Annotated in this window: 18 protein-coding genes; 10 read left to right on the forward strand and 8 right to left on the reverse strand. The window is 72.1% G+C overall.

All coding sequences use genetic code 11. The features are described 5' to 3' along the window. Position 1: 1 nt before the first annotated feature. Together ACFYXV_RS02400 and ACFYXV_RS02405 are read right to left on the reverse strand one after the other, a co-directional pair. Positions 2–931 (reverse strand): DUF4097 domain-containing protein, encoded by a 930-nt coding sequence (locus ACFYXV_RS02400; protein WP_385465217.1) that lies wholly within the window; start codon positions 929–931, stop codon positions 2–4. 137 nt (positions 932–1,068) lie between these two features. Continuing rightward, on the reverse strand, positions 1,069–2,001 hold the full coding sequence (locus ACFYXV_RS02405) for a LysR substrate-binding domain-containing protein (protein WP_385465214.1): 933 nt from the start codon (positions 1,999–2,001) through the stop codon (positions 1,069–1,071). Between the two features lie 207 nt (positions 2,002–2,208). On the opposite strand from ACFYXV_RS02405, the gene snpA reads away from it, so the two are divergent. Further along, the gene (snpA, locus tag ACFYXV_RS02410) at positions 2,209–2,874 is read left to right on the forward strand and encodes a snapalysin (protein ID WP_383493296.1); all 666 of its coding nucleotides are present in this window, start codon (positions 2,209–2,211) and stop codon (positions 2,872–2,874) included. Here snpA and ACFYXV_RS02415 read toward each other — a convergent pair whose 3' ends face one another. From ACFYXV_RS02415 to ACFYXV_RS02430, 4 genes are all read right to left on the reverse strand, one after another. Next, positions 2,875–3,111: a hypothetical protein gene (locus ACFYXV_RS02415; RefSeq protein ID WP_383339776.1), complete on the reverse strand. Its 237-nt coding sequence runs from the start codon at positions 3,109–3,111 to the stop codon at positions 2,875–2,877. A gap of 124 nt (positions 3,112–3,235) precedes the next feature. After that, a complete protein-coding gene (locus ACFYXV_RS02420; RefSeq protein WP_385465210.1) occupies positions 3,236–3,859 on the reverse strand; it encodes a GNAT family N-acetyltransferase in 624 nt (207 codons plus the stop codon). A 136-nt stretch (positions 3,860–3,995) separates the two neighbouring features. Further along, positions 3,996–5,057, reverse strand: a complete 1,062-nt coding sequence (locus ACFYXV_RS02425; protein WP_385465207.1) for a family 2 encapsulin nanocompartment cargo protein polyprenyl transferase — start codon at positions 5,055–5,057, stop codon at positions 3,996–3,998. 48 nt (positions 5,058–5,105) lie between these two features. After that, a complete protein-coding gene (locus tag ACFYXV_RS02430; RefSeq protein WP_389381853.1) occupies positions 5,106–6,512 on the reverse strand; it encodes a family 2B encapsulin nanocompartment shell protein in 1,407 nt (468 codons plus the stop codon). 237 nt (positions 6,513–6,749) lie between these two features. On the opposite strand from ACFYXV_RS02430, the gene ACFYXV_RS02435 reads away from it, so the two are divergent. The 4 genes from ACFYXV_RS02435 to ACFYXV_RS02450 all read left to right on the forward strand — a co-directional run bounded on the left by ACFYXV_RS02435 (position 6,750) and on the right by ACFYXV_RS02450 (position 10,302). Further along, positions 6,750–7,205: an RrF2 family transcriptional regulator gene (locus tag ACFYXV_RS02435; RefSeq protein ID WP_385465201.1), complete on the forward strand. Its 456-nt coding sequence runs from the start codon at positions 6,750–6,752 to the stop codon at positions 7,203–7,205. Positions 7,206–7,383: 178 nt separating this feature from the next. Further along, positions 7,384–8,595 (forward strand): globin domain-containing protein, encoded by a 1,212-nt coding sequence (locus ACFYXV_RS02440; protein WP_389381854.1) that lies wholly within the window; start codon positions 7,384–7,386, stop codon positions 8,593–8,595. 152 nt (positions 8,596–8,747) lie between these two features. Beyond that, entirely contained in the window at positions 8,748–9,338 is a 591-nt protein-coding gene (locus tag ACFYXV_RS02445; protein WP_385465195.1) for an N-acetylmuramoyl-L-alanine amidase, read from the forward strand. A gap of 55 nt (positions 9,339–9,393) precedes the next feature. Further along, positions 9,394–10,302: a 1-aminocyclopropane-1-carboxylate deaminase/D-cysteine desulfhydrase gene (locus ACFYXV_RS02450; protein ID WP_389381855.1), complete on the forward strand. Its 909-nt coding sequence runs from the start codon at positions 9,394–9,396 to the stop codon at positions 10,300–10,302. Positions 10,303–10,326: 24 nt separating this feature from the next. Here the strand turns inward: ACFYXV_RS02450 and ACFYXV_RS02455 are convergent, their stop codons facing one another. Next, positions 10,327–11,904 (reverse strand): Na+/H+ antiporter, encoded by a 1,578-nt coding sequence (locus ACFYXV_RS02455; RefSeq protein WP_385465169.1) that lies wholly within the window; start codon positions 11,902–11,904, stop codon positions 10,327–10,329. Between the two features lie 76 nt (positions 11,905–11,980). Here ACFYXV_RS02455 and ACFYXV_RS02460 point away from each other — a divergent pair, with 76 nt between their 5' ends. The 3 genes from ACFYXV_RS02460 to ACFYXV_RS02470 all read left to right on the forward strand — a co-directional run bounded on the left by ACFYXV_RS02460 (position 11,981) and on the right by ACFYXV_RS02470 (position 13,914). Next, the gene (locus tag ACFYXV_RS02460; protein WP_383340253.1) at positions 11,981–12,241 is read left to right on the forward strand and encodes a UBP-type zinc finger domain-containing protein; all 261 of its coding nucleotides are present in this window, start codon (positions 11,981–11,983) and stop codon (positions 12,239–12,241) included. Positions 12,242–12,445: 204 nt separating this feature from the next. Beyond that, entirely contained in the window at positions 12,446–12,859 is a 414-nt protein-coding gene (locus ACFYXV_RS02465; protein WP_030153599.1) for an anti-sigma regulatory factor, read from the forward strand. Next, complete coding sequence (locus ACFYXV_RS02470; protein ID WP_389381856.1) at positions 12,856–13,914, forward strand: RNA polymerase sigma factor SigF; 1,059 nt, start codon at positions 12,856–12,858, stop codon at positions 13,912–13,914. Before ACFYXV_RS02465 ends, ACFYXV_RS02470 begins: the two co-directional genes overlap by 4 nt. A 39-nt stretch (positions 13,915–13,953) precedes the next feature. On the opposite strand, the gene ACFYXV_RS02475 is transcribed toward ACFYXV_RS02470, so the two are convergent. Next, positions 13,954–14,391: a hypothetical protein gene (locus ACFYXV_RS02475; protein WP_385465163.1), complete on the reverse strand. Its 438-nt coding sequence runs from the start codon at positions 14,389–14,391 to the stop codon at positions 13,954–13,956. An 84-nt stretch (positions 14,392–14,475) separates the two neighbouring features. Between ACFYXV_RS02475 and ACFYXV_RS02480 the strand changes: the two genes are divergently transcribed. Both ACFYXV_RS02480 and ACFYXV_RS02485 read left to right on the forward strand, forming a co-directional pair. After that, the gene (locus tag ACFYXV_RS02480; RefSeq protein ID WP_383339812.1) at positions 14,476–15,441 is read left to right on the forward strand and encodes a diacylglycerol/lipid kinase family protein; all 966 of its coding nucleotides are present in this window, start codon (positions 14,476–14,478) and stop codon (positions 15,439–15,441) included. A gap of 322 nt (positions 15,442–15,763) precedes the next feature. Continuing rightward, positions 15,764–16,021: a WhiB family transcriptional regulator gene (locus tag ACFYXV_RS02485; RefSeq protein ID WP_004937597.1), complete on the forward strand. Its 258-nt coding sequence runs from the start codon at positions 15,764–15,766 to the stop codon at positions 16,019–16,021. Positions 16,022–16,058: the final 37 nt, after the last annotated feature.

The following is a 16,058-nucleotide window of genomic DNA, read 5'->3' on the forward strand; positions in this document are numbered from 1 at the left end:
GTCAGAGCACCTTCTTGTCGAGCGCGAGCGGGGCGGCGGAGCCTTCGTCGGCCGCGGCGTCGGCGGCCGGGCGGCGCAGCAGGGCGATGGAACCCGAGACGGTGGTGGCCCGCAGCGTGCCGGCACCGGAGCCGAGCGTGCCGGTGATGTGCTTGGCGGCGAAGTTGCCGGAGACGACCAGGTCCTCGAAGGCGTTGGAGAGGCTGCCGGTGGTGGTGTTGGCCTCCACGCGGGCGTCGGCCGGGTGCGGGAGGCGGATCGCCACCTGCCCGGAGACGGAGTTCAGGGAGATGTCCACCGGAAGCGGGGCGGCCGGGTCGGGGGCGAGGTCGACGAGCATGTCGCCGCTGACCGAGTCGGCCCGTACGCTGCCGCCGGCGCCGTCGACGACGGTCAGGCCGCCGGAGACGGAGTGGAAGCCGAGCTTTCCGGTGAGGGACTGGGCCTCGACGCCGCCGGACACGGTGTTCGCGCCGACCTTGCCGGACAGGCCGACCAGCGTGACGTCGCCGGAGACCCCGTGGACGTCGGTGTCGGCGGCGATGCCGGAGACGACCGCGGCGGCGCTGACGGCCGCGAGCTGCACGCGGGTGGCGGCGGGAACGGTCAGGGTCACGGTGGCGCTGCGCTCCCAGGCCTTGCGGCCCAGCCCCGTGCGGGACCAGGACTTCCAGGGCTTGGCCTCGAACCATTCCTTGAAGCCCTGGGCGCCGTTCCAGGGGAGGTCCTCGTAGGAGACGGTGAGGGTGGCGCCGTCCTGCACGACGTACAGCGGCGGCCCGTCGAGGGCGGTCACCTCCAGCCGGGCCGGACCCTCGTCGGCGACGACGTTCACCGTGCCGCCGACGACGCGGACGCGGAGCTCGGTCACCGGCTCCTCGAAGGTGAGCTTCTGCGGTTCGGCGATCGACCACGTCTTCTGCTCTGCCATGGTGCTTGAGCCTCCTCGGCGTACGGGCACGGGACGCAACATATCGCGTCTGTGATGAACACGATATATCGCGGCACGCCGAAGTCAAGCCTCATCTCGGCGGGCAGTCGCGTTGTGTCGCGAGTCGGCGGCGGTCCCTACGCGGCCAGGAGGGGGCTTTCGTGGTGGTGGAGCCAGGCGCGGTACGGGGGTGTGCGCAGGGCGGCCTCGCGGTAGGCGGCGCGGAGGTCCTCGAAGACCTCGGCGTGCGCGCCCGGGCGGGAGGCCAGCAGCAGCCGGACCGCCAGGGGGTCGCCGGACAGCGGGCGGATCGCCATGTCGTCGCGCGGCCCCGACGTCGGCTGGCAGGGGGCCACCGCCTCGCCGGAGACGATGAGCGAGGTGGCGGTGTGGTAGTCGGCGTGCAGGACGGGCGGGTCCAGCCCGGCCCCGGCGAACACGCGGCGCAGGCCGTCCCATTCGCCGTCCACGGAGGGGTCGACCGTCCACCGGTCGGCCGCCAGGTCCTGTAACTCGACCACCGGCCGGCGCGCCGCCGGATGGTCCCGGGACATCGACACGAACTGCGGCTCCCGCTCCATCAGGACCCGCAGTTCCAGCCCCGCGGGCATCCACAGCGGGCTGCCCTCCACCTCGTGGACGAAGGCGACGTCCAGCTGGCCCGAAGCCACCATCCGCAGCAGGGCGTTGGCCGAGACGTCCACCACCAGCGAGGTCTCGGTGTCCGGCATCCTGCGGTGGATCCGGCGCAGCCACCCGGGTATCGCGCGGCTGGCGGTGGAGCCGATCCTCAGCCGCGGCCCGCGCGCCAGCGCCCTGGCCTCGGCGACGAGCGCGGCCATCTCGGCCAGCAGCGGCCGGGCCCGGCCGAGCACGGTGCGGCCGAAGGGGGTGGGCCGGCAGCCGGTGCGCTCACGCAGGAACAGTTCGCCGTCCAGGGCGCGTTCGATGCGGCGCAGCTGGGTCGTCAGGGAGGGCTGGCTCACGCCGAGCTGCCGCGCGGCCTTGTGCAGACTGCCGGCGTCGGCAATGGCGCACAGTGCGCGCAGGTGCCTCACCTCAAGCTCCATGACCCGAGGGTAGGCCGGTCCCAGCGGACCGCACCAGCCACTGATACCCCATCGAATCCCGCCATTCTCACGGAAGTTGACCTTCCGAAATCTTCCCGATAGGGCTGCGCTATCGGTGGCTGACATCATCCGCCGGCCGCTCCCGCTCCCGCAGACTCCGGTACCGAACGACCCACCCCCCGCACCGGATGAGTAGGAGCCCCCCACATGCGCCACTCCCGTACGTCCCGAAAGGCCGTCCTGGCCGCCGGCATCGGCCTCGGCTTCGCCGCCGCGCTCGGCGCCGTCCCCACCGCCAGCGCCGCCCCCGCTCCCGTCGGCAACTCCGCGAGCTACTCGGCGTACGAGCGCTCGCAGGAGAACCAGGACGCGAACCGCGCCTTCTTCGAGGCCGTGCAGCGCTCGGTCGCCGAGCAGCGCGCCGCCAACCCGGGCGTCCTCGCGGTGACCGTCACGTACAACACGCGCAACGCGCCCAGCTTCCGCAGCCAGATAGCCAGCTCCACCCAGATATGGAACAGCTCGGTCTCGAACGTGAAGCTCCAGGAGGTCTCCTCCGGCGGGAACTTCTCGTACTACGAGGGCAACGACTCGCGCGGTTCGTACGCGAGCACGGACGGCCACGGCCGGGGCTACATCTTCCTCGACTACCGGCAGAACCAGCAGTACAACTCCACCCGGGTGACCGCGCACGAGACCGGACACGTGCTCGGCCTGCCGGACCACTACTCGGGGCCCTGCTCCGAGCTGATGTCGGGCGGCGGCCCCGGCACCTCCTGCCAGAACCCGTACCCGAACAGCGCCGAGCGCTCCCGCGTGAACCAGCTGTGGGTCAACGGGCTGGCCGCGTCGGGCCTGGGGACGAAGGGATAGTCAGAGCTCTGGCAGTTTGGCCACCTCTGCTTCGTACTCCGGGCAGTCCGGGTTCCCGCAGGGACCCGGAACCCACTCCGGGATGAAGATCCCGAGCGCCTTGCGCCGCCGTACGAGGGTGTCGACGGAGCGACCGCAGACCGGGCACGCGAGCTGATCGTGCCCGGCCTGCGGGGCCACCACCTCGTGCGGCTGCGGGTGGCGCCGATCCTGCGTTTGACGCTGTTCACCGGCCATACCTCCACGGTAGGCCGGTTCCGCGCGTCCGGCGGTCCCCGGCGCCCGGCGGTCCCCACCGGTCCCCCGGCGCCCGGCGACGTACCGCGATCGCGGCGGTACCGCGCGTGCGCGCTCGCGGTCCTTACGCCGCCGTCCCCTGCGGCTTGCGCCACATCGGCCACATCAGCGGGCCCTGCGGCAGCCGCACCGCCTCGCCCGTGCACGTCCAGCCGAGCCGCTCGTACAGCCCCCTGCTGCGTTCGCTGCTCGCCTCCAGATAGGCCGGCACGCCCTCGCGGTCGCAGCGCTCCAGCACCGGACGCATCAGCTCCGTACCGAGGCCCTCGCCCTGGCGGTCCGGGGCGACCGCGATCATCAGGAGGTACTCGTGCTCCTCGGCGGTGGGGTGGACCTCGCCGGTCAGCCGGCCCACCAGCTCGCACCGCTCGTTGTCGGGGTCGGCGGCCTCCCGCATCCGCGCCGGCACGTCGTCCTCGGAGGCTCCCCCCTCCTGGTCCCCCTCCGGATCCCCCGCCGGGACGCGCAGCCACAGGGCGGCCGCCGAGCCGTCCACCGCGTAGTCGATCCGGCCCTCCTCCAGTGCCACGTCCACGAAGACGCCCAGGAACTTGACGTGCACCGCGGCCCGGTGCGCCGGATCCGGGAAGACCCAGCTGCTCACGGGGTCGGTGCGGAAGGCCTCGTCGAGGAGGCGGGCCACCGCGTCCCGGTCCGACTGGTCGGCCCGACGTATCTCCAGCGCCACTGGTCACACCCTTCGCTCGCGTCTCAACTACCGCGAGCGATCCTAGAGTTGGCCCGGAGCCGCGGAAAGCCCTGTTCCGGCACCATGAGGTGCCGGAACAGGGCTTGCGCGCGCGGCGCGGCGGCCCGCTACGCCCTCACCTCGTACGCCGCGTCACGAACTCCGCCAGCGCCAGCAGCCCGCCGGCCGCCCCCAGGTCCGGCACGGCCCGGGACAGCAGCTGCACCGCCCGGCCCATCCGGTCCGCGGCATGGGCCTGCGCCCAGTCGCGCCCGCCGGCCCGGTCCACCGCCTCGGCGGCCCTGCGTACGTCGTCCCCGGCCATGGGGCCGGCGTACAGGGCCGCCAGCTCCTCGCCGGCCGCGGTGCCCGAGGTAAGGGCGGCCACGACCGGGAGGGACTTCTTGCGGGCGATCAGATCGGCCCCGGCGGGCTTGCCGGTGTGCCCCGGGTCCCCCCAGATGCCGATCAGGTCGTCGATCAGCTGGAAGGCCAGCCCGGCCTCCCGCCCGAACGCGTCCATCGCGTCGACCTCGTCCGGCCCGGCACCCGCGTAGAGCGCCCCGAGCGCGCAGGCGCAGCCCAGCAGGGCCCCGGTCTTGGCCGTCGCCATGGTCAGGCACTCGTCGAGGGAGACGTGCGGGCGCTGCTCGAACGCGCAGTCGGCCTGCTGGCCGGCGCACAGCTCGATGACGCAGGCCGCGAGCCGCGCCGAGGCCGCCGCCGAGGCGGGGTGCGGATCCTGCGCCAGCATCCGCGTCGCGAGCGCCATCATCGCGTCGCCGGTGATGATCGCGTCCGGTATCCCGAACACGGTCCAGGCGGTGGGTCTGCCCCGGCGTTTGGCGTCCTTGTCGATGACGTCGTCGTGCAGCAGCGTGAAGTTGTGCGCCAGCTCGACGGCCGTCGCCGCCCGTACGACGCCCTCGGCCTCCTTCTCGTCCCCGTCCCGGCCGCCCCGCAGGGCCCGGGCCGCGGCGAGCACGAGGGCGGGCCGGATGGCCTTGCCCCCGTTGCCGGCGTCCGGGGTGCCGTCCGCCCGCTCCCAGCCGAAGTGGTACATCGCCACGCGCCGCATCGAGCCGGGCAGGCTCTCGACCGCACGGCGCAGTTCCGGGTTGACCGTTTCCCTTGTCCGCTCCAGCAGGGCCGCGGCCTCGTGCCCCTCGCCGGTCGTGATCGCCTCAGTGGTACCCATGGCGTGTCCCCGATCCCCGATCCCCGGTGGTCCCGTTCGGCCGGCCGTTCAGCGCCAGCGGGCGATCTCGACGTTCTCCAGGATGCCGAGCGCGTCCGGCACCAGGACCGCCGCCGAGAAGTAGGCGGTCACCAGGTACGAGATGATCGCCTGCTCGCTGATCCCCATGAAGCGCACCGACATGCTCGGCTCGATCTCGTCCGGGATGCCGGGCTGGTGGAGGCCGATGACGCCGGACTCGTCCTCGCCGGTGCGCATGCAGAGGATGGACGTCGTCCGGGCGTCGCTGATCGGGATCTTGTTGCACGGGAAGATCGGGACGCCCCGCCAGGTCGTCATCCGGGTGCCGCCGACGTCGATCGTCTCCGGGACCAGGCCGCGCTTGTTGCACTCGCGGCCGAAGGCGGCGATGGCCTTGGGGTGGGCGAGGAACATGTCGGAGCCGCGCCGCATGCTGAGCAGCTGGTCCATGTCGTCGGGGGTGGGGCCGCCGTCGTGCGGCTGGATGCGCTGGTCGTAGTCGGCGTTGTGGAGCAGGCCGAACTCCGGGTTGTTGAGCATCTCGTGCTCCTGGCGCTCGCGCAGCGCCTCGACCGTGAGCCGCAACTGCTGCTCGGTCTGGTTCATCGGCTGGTTGTAGAGGTCGGCGACGCGCGTGTGCACCCGCAGGACCGTTTGTGCAATGGAGAGCTCGTACTCGCGCGGCCTGGCCTCGTAGTCCACGAAGGTGCCGGGCAGGACGGCCTCGCCGTGGTGGCCGGCGGAGAGGTCGATCGCGGCCTCGCCGTACTGGTTGGAGCGCTGGGCGGGCAGGGCGCGCTGGGCCTCCACGTGCGCGCGCAGCGAGTCGACGCGGTCGGCGAGCAGCTGGAAGTCCTGGCGGGACAGGACGAGCGCGGTGCCGGAGGTGACGGCGCGGGCGGTGTACTCCCAGATCGCCTCCTCGTCGACGAGGGAGTCCTCGCCGAAGTAGGCGCCGTCGGCGACGGTCCGCAGGACGGCGTCGTCGCCGTACGGGCCGGGGCCGATCTGCTCGATGCGGCCGTGCGCCAGCAGGAACACGTTGTCGGAGGCGCTGCCGAAGGAGGTCAGCTCCTGCCCGGCCTCGAAGTCGACCTGCCGGCACCGCTGGGCGAGCTCGGTGAGCACGTCCTGGTCCTCGTAGGTGCGCAGCAGCGGCAGTTCGCCGAGCTCGGCCGGGATGACCTGGACCTGGGTCCCGGTCTTGATGAACTCCACGCGTCCGTCGCCGACCGAGTAGCTCAGCCGCCGGTTGACCCGGTACGTGCCGCCCTGCACGGAGACCCACGGGAGCATCTTCAGGAGCCACCGGGAGGTGATCTCCTGCATCTGCGGCGCGGACTTGGTCGTGGTTGCCAAGTTCCGCGCGGCCGCGGTCGCAAGACTCCTCTGCGGTGCCTGGACCTCGGATTCGGAACCTGCCTGGACCGACATGTGTATCCCTTTCGATCACTCCATGGATCTGCGGGATGCAGCCTTCCAGTGCGGAACGTGGTGGGACCATTACACAAAAGGGTGGGACTACTCCGTCCGGGTGTGGGCACTCTTTGGAGTTCACCTCCTTCGCGCGAGCCCGCTTCCACCCCGCCGGTTCCGGCCACCCGGCATTCCGGGGCGGGCGCGGGCCGACTTTAACTTGCATGTCAGATGTTAGTTTTCTAGGGTGGCGGCATGCGGCTGACCCGATTCACCGACCTGGCGCTGCGCGTCCTGATGCGCCTGGCCGTCGCGGACGCGGACCTCCCGACCACGCGCGACGTGGCGGCGACCATGGAGGTTCCGTACACGCACACGGCGAAGGTGGTCGCCCGGCTCCAGCACCTCGGCCTGGTCGAGGCGCGGCGCGGCCGCGGCGGCGGGCTCGCCCTGACCGCCTCCGGGCGGGCCGCCTCGGTGGGCGGGGTGGTCCGCGAGCTGGAGGGCGCGGGCGACGTCGTGGACTGCGAGGGCACCACCCCCTGCCCGCTGCGCGGGGCGTGCGTCCTGCGGGGCGCGCTGCGCCGGGCCCAGGAGGCGTTCTTCGCCGCGCTGGACCCGCTCACGGTGAACGACCTCGTCGCGGCACCGACCGGCCCGCTGCTGCTGGGCATCTCGGGCGGGCCGCCGGGGCGGACCCCGAGCCCCTGAGCGCCGGGACCGGCCGCCCCGGCCGGCCGCTTCTGCCGGTCGGCCCTGCCGGCCGGCCGGTGGCCGGTTCGCACCACCTGACATCAACGGCCCGAACGGGTGTACCCGGGCGCGCCCGCACCCAAAAATAAGCATCCCAAATACCTATTAGTCGATGTGCACGCGAAGAGGAGCCCCCATGCTGTCCGAGAAGTCGACCGAGACCGTACGCGCCACCCTGCCCGCCGTCGGCGCGGCCATCGGCGACATCGCGGACCTCTTCTACGAGAAGCTGTTCGCGGCCCACCCGGAGCTCCTGCGGGACCTGTTCAACCGCGGCAACCAGAACGCCGGCCTCCAGAAGCAGGCCCTCGCCGGCTCCATCGCCGCCTTCGCGACCCACCTCGTCGCCCGCCCGGACACCCGCCCCGACGTGATGCTGGAGCGCATCGCGCACAAGCACGCCTCGCTCGGCGTCACGCGCGAGCAGTACCAGGTGGTCCACCGGCACCTCTTCGCGGCGATCGCCGAGATCCTCGGCGAGGCCGTCACCCCGGAGGTGGCCGAGGCCTGGGACGAGGTCTACTGGCTGATGGCCAACGCCCTGATCGCCCTTGAGGAGCGGCTCTACGCCGGGCAGCAGGTCCTGGCCGGCGACGTCTGGCGCACCTGGACGGTCGCCGCCCGCGTCGAGGAGACCGCGGACTGCACCACCTTCCACCTGACCCCGGCCGACGGCGCCCCGGCCCCCTCCTTCAAGCCCGGCCAGTACGTCTCGGTCCAGGTGGAACTGGCCGACGGGGCCCGGCAGATACGCCAGTACAGCCTCTCCGGCGCACCCGGCTCCCCGGTCCGCTCGATCACCGTCAAGCGGGTCCGCGGAGAGGGCCCCGACGGCGAGGTGTCGAACCACCTGCACGCCCGGATCGCGACCGGGGACGCCCTGCGGGTCTCGGCCCCGTACGGCGACCTCGTCCTGCGGGACTCCGCCGCGCCGGTCCTGCTCGCCTCGGCCGGGATCGGCTGCACCCCGATGCTGTCGATGCTGGAACACCTCGCCGACACCGGCCACACCGCCCCGGTGACCGTCCTGCACGCCGACCGCTCGCCCGCCGACCACGCGCTGCGGGCCGACCACCGGGCCCTGACCCACAAGCTCGCCGACGGCTCGGCCCGCTTCTGGTACGAGGCCGCCGCCGAGCCGGGCGACGGCGAGGGCCGCCTCGACCTGGCGGACGTGACGGTGGCCCCGGGAACGACGGCGTACCTGTGCGGGCCGCTCCCCTTCATGCGGTCCGTACGCGCGCAGCTGCTCGCCCGGGGCGTACCGGCCGCGGACATCCACTACGAGGTGTTCGGCCCGGACCTGTGGCTGGCCTCGGCGGAGGCCTCCGGCCCGGCTTCCGTGTAACTCCCGAGGCGGGTGGGCCGGCCGGGACGAGTGTCCGGATCGGCTCGCTCACTGTACGAAGGAACTAGCCCGGAAGGACCGCCTCCACTACACCGGAGAGCAACGAGGTGGACACGAAAGGTGACCACCGCGCACCCGGAGAGGAGGCGGCCATGTCCGCACCCATGTCCGCGGACCGGTTCATCGGCGCACTGCGGAACGAGGGTCTGACCGTCGTCGAGGTCGGCGCCTGGCGCACCCACAACCGCAACCACAAGGGCCCGTGGGGCCCGGTGAACGGGGTGATGATCCACCACACCGTCACGCACGGCACGAAGTTCACCGTGGAACTGTGCCGCGACGGCGACGCGGCCCTCCCCGGCCCGCTCTGCCACGGCGTGATCACCAAGGACGGCCGGGTCCACCTGGTCGGCTACGGCCGCGCCAACCATGCCGGGGCGGGCGACTCCGACGTCCTGGCGGCGGTGATCGCGGAGAAGCGGCTGCCGCCGGACCGCCACGCGGACACCGACGGCAACCGGCACTTCTACGGCTTCGAGTGCGAGAACCTCGGCGACGGCCACGACCCCTGGCCGGAGGTCCAGCTGGACGCCATGGCCCGCGCGGCGGCGGCCCTGTGCCGGGCGCACGGCTGGACCGAGCGCTCGGTGATCGGCCACCGGGAATGGCAGCCGGGCAAGATCGACCCGAAGGGCTTCACGATGGACGCCTTCCGCGCCCGGGTCGGCGAGCGCCTCAAATAGGAGGACCGCCTGGCCCCCGCCTCCCGGCCGGGGGCGCGCGGCGGACAATGGGCGGGTGAACCGCTCCCCTGACCTCGGTGTCCTCCTCCAGCCCCGGCCGGCTTCGCCGGTGGTGGAGGTTTCTGACGAGCGGTTCGGGCGGCACGGGGTGCGGCTGCTCGTGAAGCGGGACGACCTGGTCCACCCCGAGTTGCCCGGGAACAAGTGGCGCAAGCTCGCGCCGAACCTGCGGGCCGCCGTCGAGGGGGGATTCCCCGGGGTCGTGACCTTCGGCGGGGCGTACTCCAACCACCTGCGGGCCACGGCGGTGGCCGGGCGCCTGCTGGGGATGCCGACCGTGGGCATCGTCCGGGGCGACGAGCTCGCGGACCGGCCGCTCAACGATTCGCTGGCGCGGTGCGCGGCGGACGGGATGCGGCTGTGCTTCGTCACGCGTTCGGAGTACCGGCGCAAGGCCGAACCGCGGGAGCGGGCACGGCTGCTGGCGGCGGCCGGGGCCGGGGCCTCGTACGTCGTCCCCGAAGGCGGGAGCAACGCGCTCGCGCTGGAGGGGTGCGCCGGGCTCGGGCGCGAGCTGCGGGGCGTGTCGGACGTGGTCGCCGTGGCATGCGGTACGGGCGGAACGCTGGCCGGGCTGGCGGCGGGGCTCGGCCCGGGGCAGCGGGCGCTGGGGGTTCCCGTACTGGCGGGTGAGTTCCTGGGCGCGGAGATACGTTCCCTCCAGGAGGCGGCGTTCGGTGGGCCGGCCGGGGCGTGGAGCCTGGCCGAGGGGTTCCACCACGGCGGGTACGCGCGGGTGCCCGCGCGGCTGGAGGCCTTCGCCGCCGATTTCGAGGAGCGGCACGGGTTCGCCGTCGAGCGGATCTACGTGGCCAAGCTGCTGTGGGCCCTGGCGGCGCTCACGGAGTCGGGGGCGTTCCCTGCGGGCACGTCCGTGACCGCCGTCGTCACCGGCCGCCCCTGAGCGGCGGCGCCCCCGCCCGGGGAGTCAGGCCGCGTCCTCGCGGTACGCCGCCGCCTCCTCCAGGTCCAGTCTGCGCAGCAGGGTCCGGAGCATTTCGTCGTCGATGCGGCGCTGGTCGCGCAGGGTCACGAAGACCTCCCGTTCGGACGCGATCATCTCCCGCGCCAGGCGCCGGTAGACGTCGTCCGCCGATTCGCCGGTGACCGCGTTGACCTCCCCCAGCCGCTCCCAGACCGCGTTGCGCCGCCGCTCCATGACCGTGCGCAGCCGCTCCGCCAGCGGCGGCGCCAGCGCGTTCTCCGGCTCCGCCAGCAGCTCCGCCAGGCGGTCCTCCGCCGCGCGCGAGGCCTCGCTCTGGGCCTGGGCCTCGGCCAGCGTCTCCGCCTGCACGTCCCGGGGCGGCAGCCGCAGCAGCCGGATCAGCGGCGGCAGCGTCAGCCCCTGCACCACCAGCGTGCCGATCACCGTCGTGAAGGTCAGGAAGAGGATCAGGTTGCGGTGCGGCACGCTGATCGGCACCGAGAACGCGATCGCCAGCGAGACCACCCCCCGCATCCCGGCCCAGCCCACGATCACCGGCGACTTCCAGTTGGTGTCCGGTTCCCGCTCGCGGATGCGGTCCGAGAGCCGCGGCAGGAAGGTCGCCGGGAACACCCACACGAAGCGGGCCACCACCACCGCCACGAACACGATGACCGCGTACGTCGCCGCGTGCCAGCCCTCGTACTCCCCGAGCCCCTTCAGCACGACCGGCAGCTGGAGGCCGATCAGCGCGAAGACCACCGACTCCAGGATGAAGGCGATCATCCGCCACACCGCCTCCTCCTGGAGCCGGGTCGCGAAGTCGACCTGCCAGTTCCGGTGCCCGAGGTACAGGGCGACCACGACCACCGCGAGCACGCCCGAGGCGTGCACGCGCTCGGCCGCCGCGTACGCCACGAAGGGGATCAGCAGCGACAGGGTGTTCTGCAGCAGCGGCTCCCGCAGCCGCTTGCGCAGGTGGTGGATCGGCACCATCAGCACCAGGCCCACGCCCACGCCGCCCACCGAGGCCAGCAGGAACTCCGCGATGCCGCCCGCCCAGCCGGCGCTCACCCCGACCGCCGCCGCCAGCGCCACCTTGTACGCGGTGATCGCGGTGGCGTCGTTGACCAGGGACTCGCCCTGGAGGATGGTCGTGATCCGGTTCGGCAGCCCCAGCTTGCGGGCGATCGCCGTCGCCGCCACCGCGTCGGGCGGCGCGATCACCGCGCCCAGCACCAGCGCCACCGGCAGCGTCAGCCCCGGCACCGCCAGGTACGCCACGTACCCGACGGCGACCGTCGCGAAGAGCACGTACCCGACCGAGAGCATCGCCACGGGCCGCATGTTCGCGCGCAGGTCCAGGTACGAGCTGTCCACCGCGGCCGTGTACAGCAGCGGCGGCAGCAGCAGCGGCAGCACGATGTGCGGGTCGAGGGCGTACGAGGGCACGCCCGGGACGTACGAGGCCATCAGGCCGGCGGCGACCAGCAGCAGCGGCGCGGACACCCGGGTCCAGCGGGCGGCCCCGGCCACGATCGCGCTGCCCGCCACCAGCGCCACCAGCGGCAATACCTCCATCGAAGATCCACCCTCGCTCGTCGTGGCTGATCGCCATGTCGTCCTGCGGCGCCCGTACGTCAGTACGCTGGCCATCATGAGCGAGTGCACCCACGTTCCCGAACTGACGCGCCCCGAGCCCGTCCCCTCTGCCCTGACATGCTCTGAATGTCTTGCCCTCGGCAGCCATCCGGTGCAGTTGCGCATGTGCCTGGAGTGCGGGTACGTGGCATGCTGCGATTCCTCGCCGCACCGGCACGCCACCGCGCACCACCAGAGCACCGGTCATCCGGTCATGCGGAGCTTCGAGCCGGGCGAGACCTGGCGGTGGTGTTATGTCGACGGTTCGATCGTCTGAGGAGGGGTAGGTCAACCCTCCGCCGGTTCCCCCGATTTGGGCCCGCAGACCCCTAGCCACTGTGCGTACCCAAGGGCATACCATCAGTCACTGGCCGTAGGCGGGGGTGCCTGAAACGGGTGCCATGAGGGGTGCCGCGACACGATCGCCCGGATCGCGATAGCGTCACCGGCGAACAGAGCTCGTACCACCTTGGAGGTGAGGGTGTCCCAGATCGCAGGCGAGCCCGGGACCCAGGACTTCGTGGAAGTCCGGCTGCCCGCTGCGGGTGCCTACCTGTCGGTGCTGCGAACGGCCACGGCCGGCCTCGCCGCACGTTTGGACTTCACCCTCGACGAGATCGAGGACCTCCGCATCGCGGTGGACGAGGCCTGCGCGATCCTGCTCCAACAGGCCGTGCCCGGCTCCGTCCTCAGCTGCGTGTTCCGGTTGGTCGACGACTCGCTGGAGGTGACGGTCTCCGCACCGACCACGGACGGACGTGCGCCGGAGCGCGACACGTTCGCCTGGACCGTCCTGTCGGCCCTGGCCGGCAAGGTCGAGTCCACGGTCGAGGAGGACCGGACGGTGAGCATCAGCCTCTACAAACAGCGCGGCGCGGGTCCAGGCCCGGCGTGAACGGCGGGGAGATCCCGGTGCGGGGCGGGGATCGGCCCCGGGTACGGCACGAGGTCGACGGCGGCATCCCGGAGCAGCACCACGCCCGGCCGCACCCGGCTGACGCGGATGCGGAAGACGGCTTTTTGGACTCGGCGGAGCGACGGGCGGGCCCTATGAGCGAGAACCAGCACGAAGAACCACACGTTTCACAGCCACCCGGGGCCGCTGCCACGGCCCCGGACACGGAACCGGAACCGGTGGGGGCACAGGCGGAGGCGGAGCCGCCGCTGCTGCCGGTGCCCCCGGTGCTGCCCGATCCGCGCGACCGCAGCGGCGCGCGGGCCCTGTTCATCGAGCTGCGGGCGCTGCCCGACGGCTCGGTGGAGAAGGCGGAGCTGCGCAACCGGCTCGTACGGATGCACCTGCCGCTGGTCGAGCACCTCGCCCGGCGGTTCCGCAACCGCGGTGAGCCGCTGGACGACCTGACTCAGGTCGCCACCATCGGCCTGATCAAATCGGTGGACCGCTTCGACCCGGACCGCGGGGTCGAGTTCTCCACCTACGCGACGCCCACCGTCGTCGGCGAGATCAAGCGGCACTTCCGCGACAAGGGCTGGGCGGTGCGCGTGCCGCGGCGCCTGCAGGAACTGCGGCTCTCGCTGACCACGGCCACGGCCGAACTGTCCCAGCAGCACGGCCGCTCCCCCACCGTCCACGAGCTCGCGGAACGGCTCGGGATCTCCGAGGAGGAGGTGCTGGAGGGGCTGGAATCGGCCAATGCCTACAGCACGCTCTCCCTCGACGTCCCCGACACCGACGACGAGTCGCCGGCGGTGGCGGACACCCTGGGCGCGGAGGACGAGGCCCTGGAAGGGGTCGAGTACCGCGAGTCGCTCAAGCCGCTCCTGGAGGGGCTGCCCCCGCGGGAGAAGCGGATCCTGCTGCTGCGCTTCTTCGGCAACATGACCCAGTCGCAGATCGCGCAGGAGGTCGGAATCTCCCAGATGCACGTCTCGCGCCTGCTGGCCCGCACCCTGGCCCAGCTCCGCGAGAAGCTCCTCGTCGAGGAGTAGGGACAGCAGCGGGGACAGCGGTACGGACCGCAGTACGGGCTATCGGGTCTGCTCGCCGGGCCCGATTCCCAGCGCCTCGGTCGCCGTCGGGTTCACCAGCAGGGCCACGACGGCCACCGCGGCCACGGCCAGCGCCACGGCGGCGGCGATCATCGCCCCGCCCGTGGAGTACAGGGTCCACGCCACCGGCAGCGCCATCAGCTGGGTGATCAGCGCCGGCCCACGGCTCCAGCGGCGGCCCTGCCGCAGCCCGCGGGCCGCGATCAGCGGCAGCGCCGCGAGCACGAGCAGGGTGATCCCGCCGGTCTCGGCCTGCTGCGGGGAGTCGGCGTCGCCGGCGATGCCCACGAACAGCAGGTACGCCCCGAGGCCGGCCAGCGCCAGGCCCTCCAGGGCGGTCAGCGCGGCGGCGGCGGTGAGCCGTCCGGGCAGCGGGGCGGTCGGCTGGGCGGGGGCGGGGGCGGGCTTCGTACTCACCCCAGCAGGGTAGCCGCGCCCGCGCGGCCCGGTACGGGACGGGCAGTATGGGCGGCGTCCGTACGGGTCGGTAGGCTGGCGGTCATGCGTGCACTTCTCGTGGCCAACCCAGCAGCAACGACCACCAGTGCGCGCACGCGCGACGTCCTGACCCACGCCCTGGCCAGCGAGATGAAGCTGGAGGCGGTGACCACCGAGTACCGCGGGCACGCCCGGGACCTGGGCCGCCGGGCGGCCGAGCACGGCATCGACCTCGTCGTGGCGCTCGGCGGCGACGGCACGGTCAACGAGGTGGTCAACGGACTGCTGCACAACGGGCCGGATCCGGATCGGCTGCCCCGGCTCGCGGTGGTCCCCGGCGGTTCGACCAATGTCTTCGCCCGCGCGCTCGGACTGCCGAACGACGCGGTCGAGGCGACCGGCGCCCTGCTCGACGCACTGCGCGAGCAGCGCGAGCGGACGGTGGGGCTGGGGCTGGCGGCCGGCACGCCGGGCACGGAGGACGAGTCGGTTCCGGCGCGCTGGTTCACGTTCTGCGCGGGCTTCGGTTTCGACGCGGGGGTGGTGGGCCGGGTCGAGCAGCAGCGGGAGCGCGGCAAGCGTTCGACGCACGCCCTCTATGTACGACAGCTGATGCGCCAGTTCTGGGACGAGCCGAACCGGCGCCGCGGCGCGGTGACGCTGGAGCGTCCCGGCGCGGATCCCGTGACGGACCTGGTGCTGTCGATAGTCTGCAACACCTCGCCCTGGACGTATCTGGGGAATCGTCCGATTTACGCCTCACCGGAGGCGTCGTTCGATACTGCGCTTGACGTATTGGCACTCAACCGTTTGTCAACTCCGGCCGTCGCCCGCTACGCCACACAGCTCCTGACCTCGACTCCTGAGCGGGGTCCGCGCGGCAAGCATGCGGTGTCTCTGCACGATCTGACGGACTTCACCTTGCATTCGAAGGTTCCACTTCCGTTCCAGATGGACGGAGACCACCTCGGTCTGCGCACCAGCGTTCGGTTCACAGGCGTACGCCGGGCACTGCGTGTGATTGTGTGAGTGGAAGGGCCTAAAGTCCTTTCACTCGAACGTTTACACGCCGGTCCACCCTCACGATGTAGGGCTGTGACCTAGTAGACACCGACGAATCAAAAAAAACTTTCCGGAAGGGGTTGTATCCCCGTCCGAGGTTTGCGAATCTCTTCATGGCGATCGGGACAGCCCGCAGAACCCGGCACCCACACAGACCGCCAGAACCCCTCCACGAGTCCCTGACTGACCTTCCAGGAAACTGGGCGGTCGCCCTTCCCTCACGGGGGGATTCGTGAAAGCGTTCACATTCACAAGCAACCTGCCCGCAATACAAGGAGATGGAGCAGCCATGGACTGGCGTCACAACGCCGTTTGCCGCGAGGAAGACCCGGAACTCTTCTTCCCCATCGGCAACACCGGTCCTGCGCTGCTGCAGATCGAGGAAGCCAAGGCCGTCTGCCGCCGCTGCCCCGTCATGGAGCAGTGCCTGCAGTGGGCGCTTGAGTCCGGTCAGGACTCCGGCGTCTGGGGCGGTCTCAGCGAGGACGAGCGCCGCGCGATGAAGCGCCGCGCCGCTCGCAATCGGGCGCGTAACGCCACCGCCTGACATCGACTTTCGAGCCTCGAGCCGCAGCGCGTAGCAA

The sequence above is a fragment of the Streptomyces sp. NPDC002181 genome (genome assembly GCF_042890485.1).
Taxonomy (GTDB): domain Bacteria; phylum Actinomycetota; class Actinomycetes; order Streptomycetales; family Streptomycetaceae; genus Streptomyces.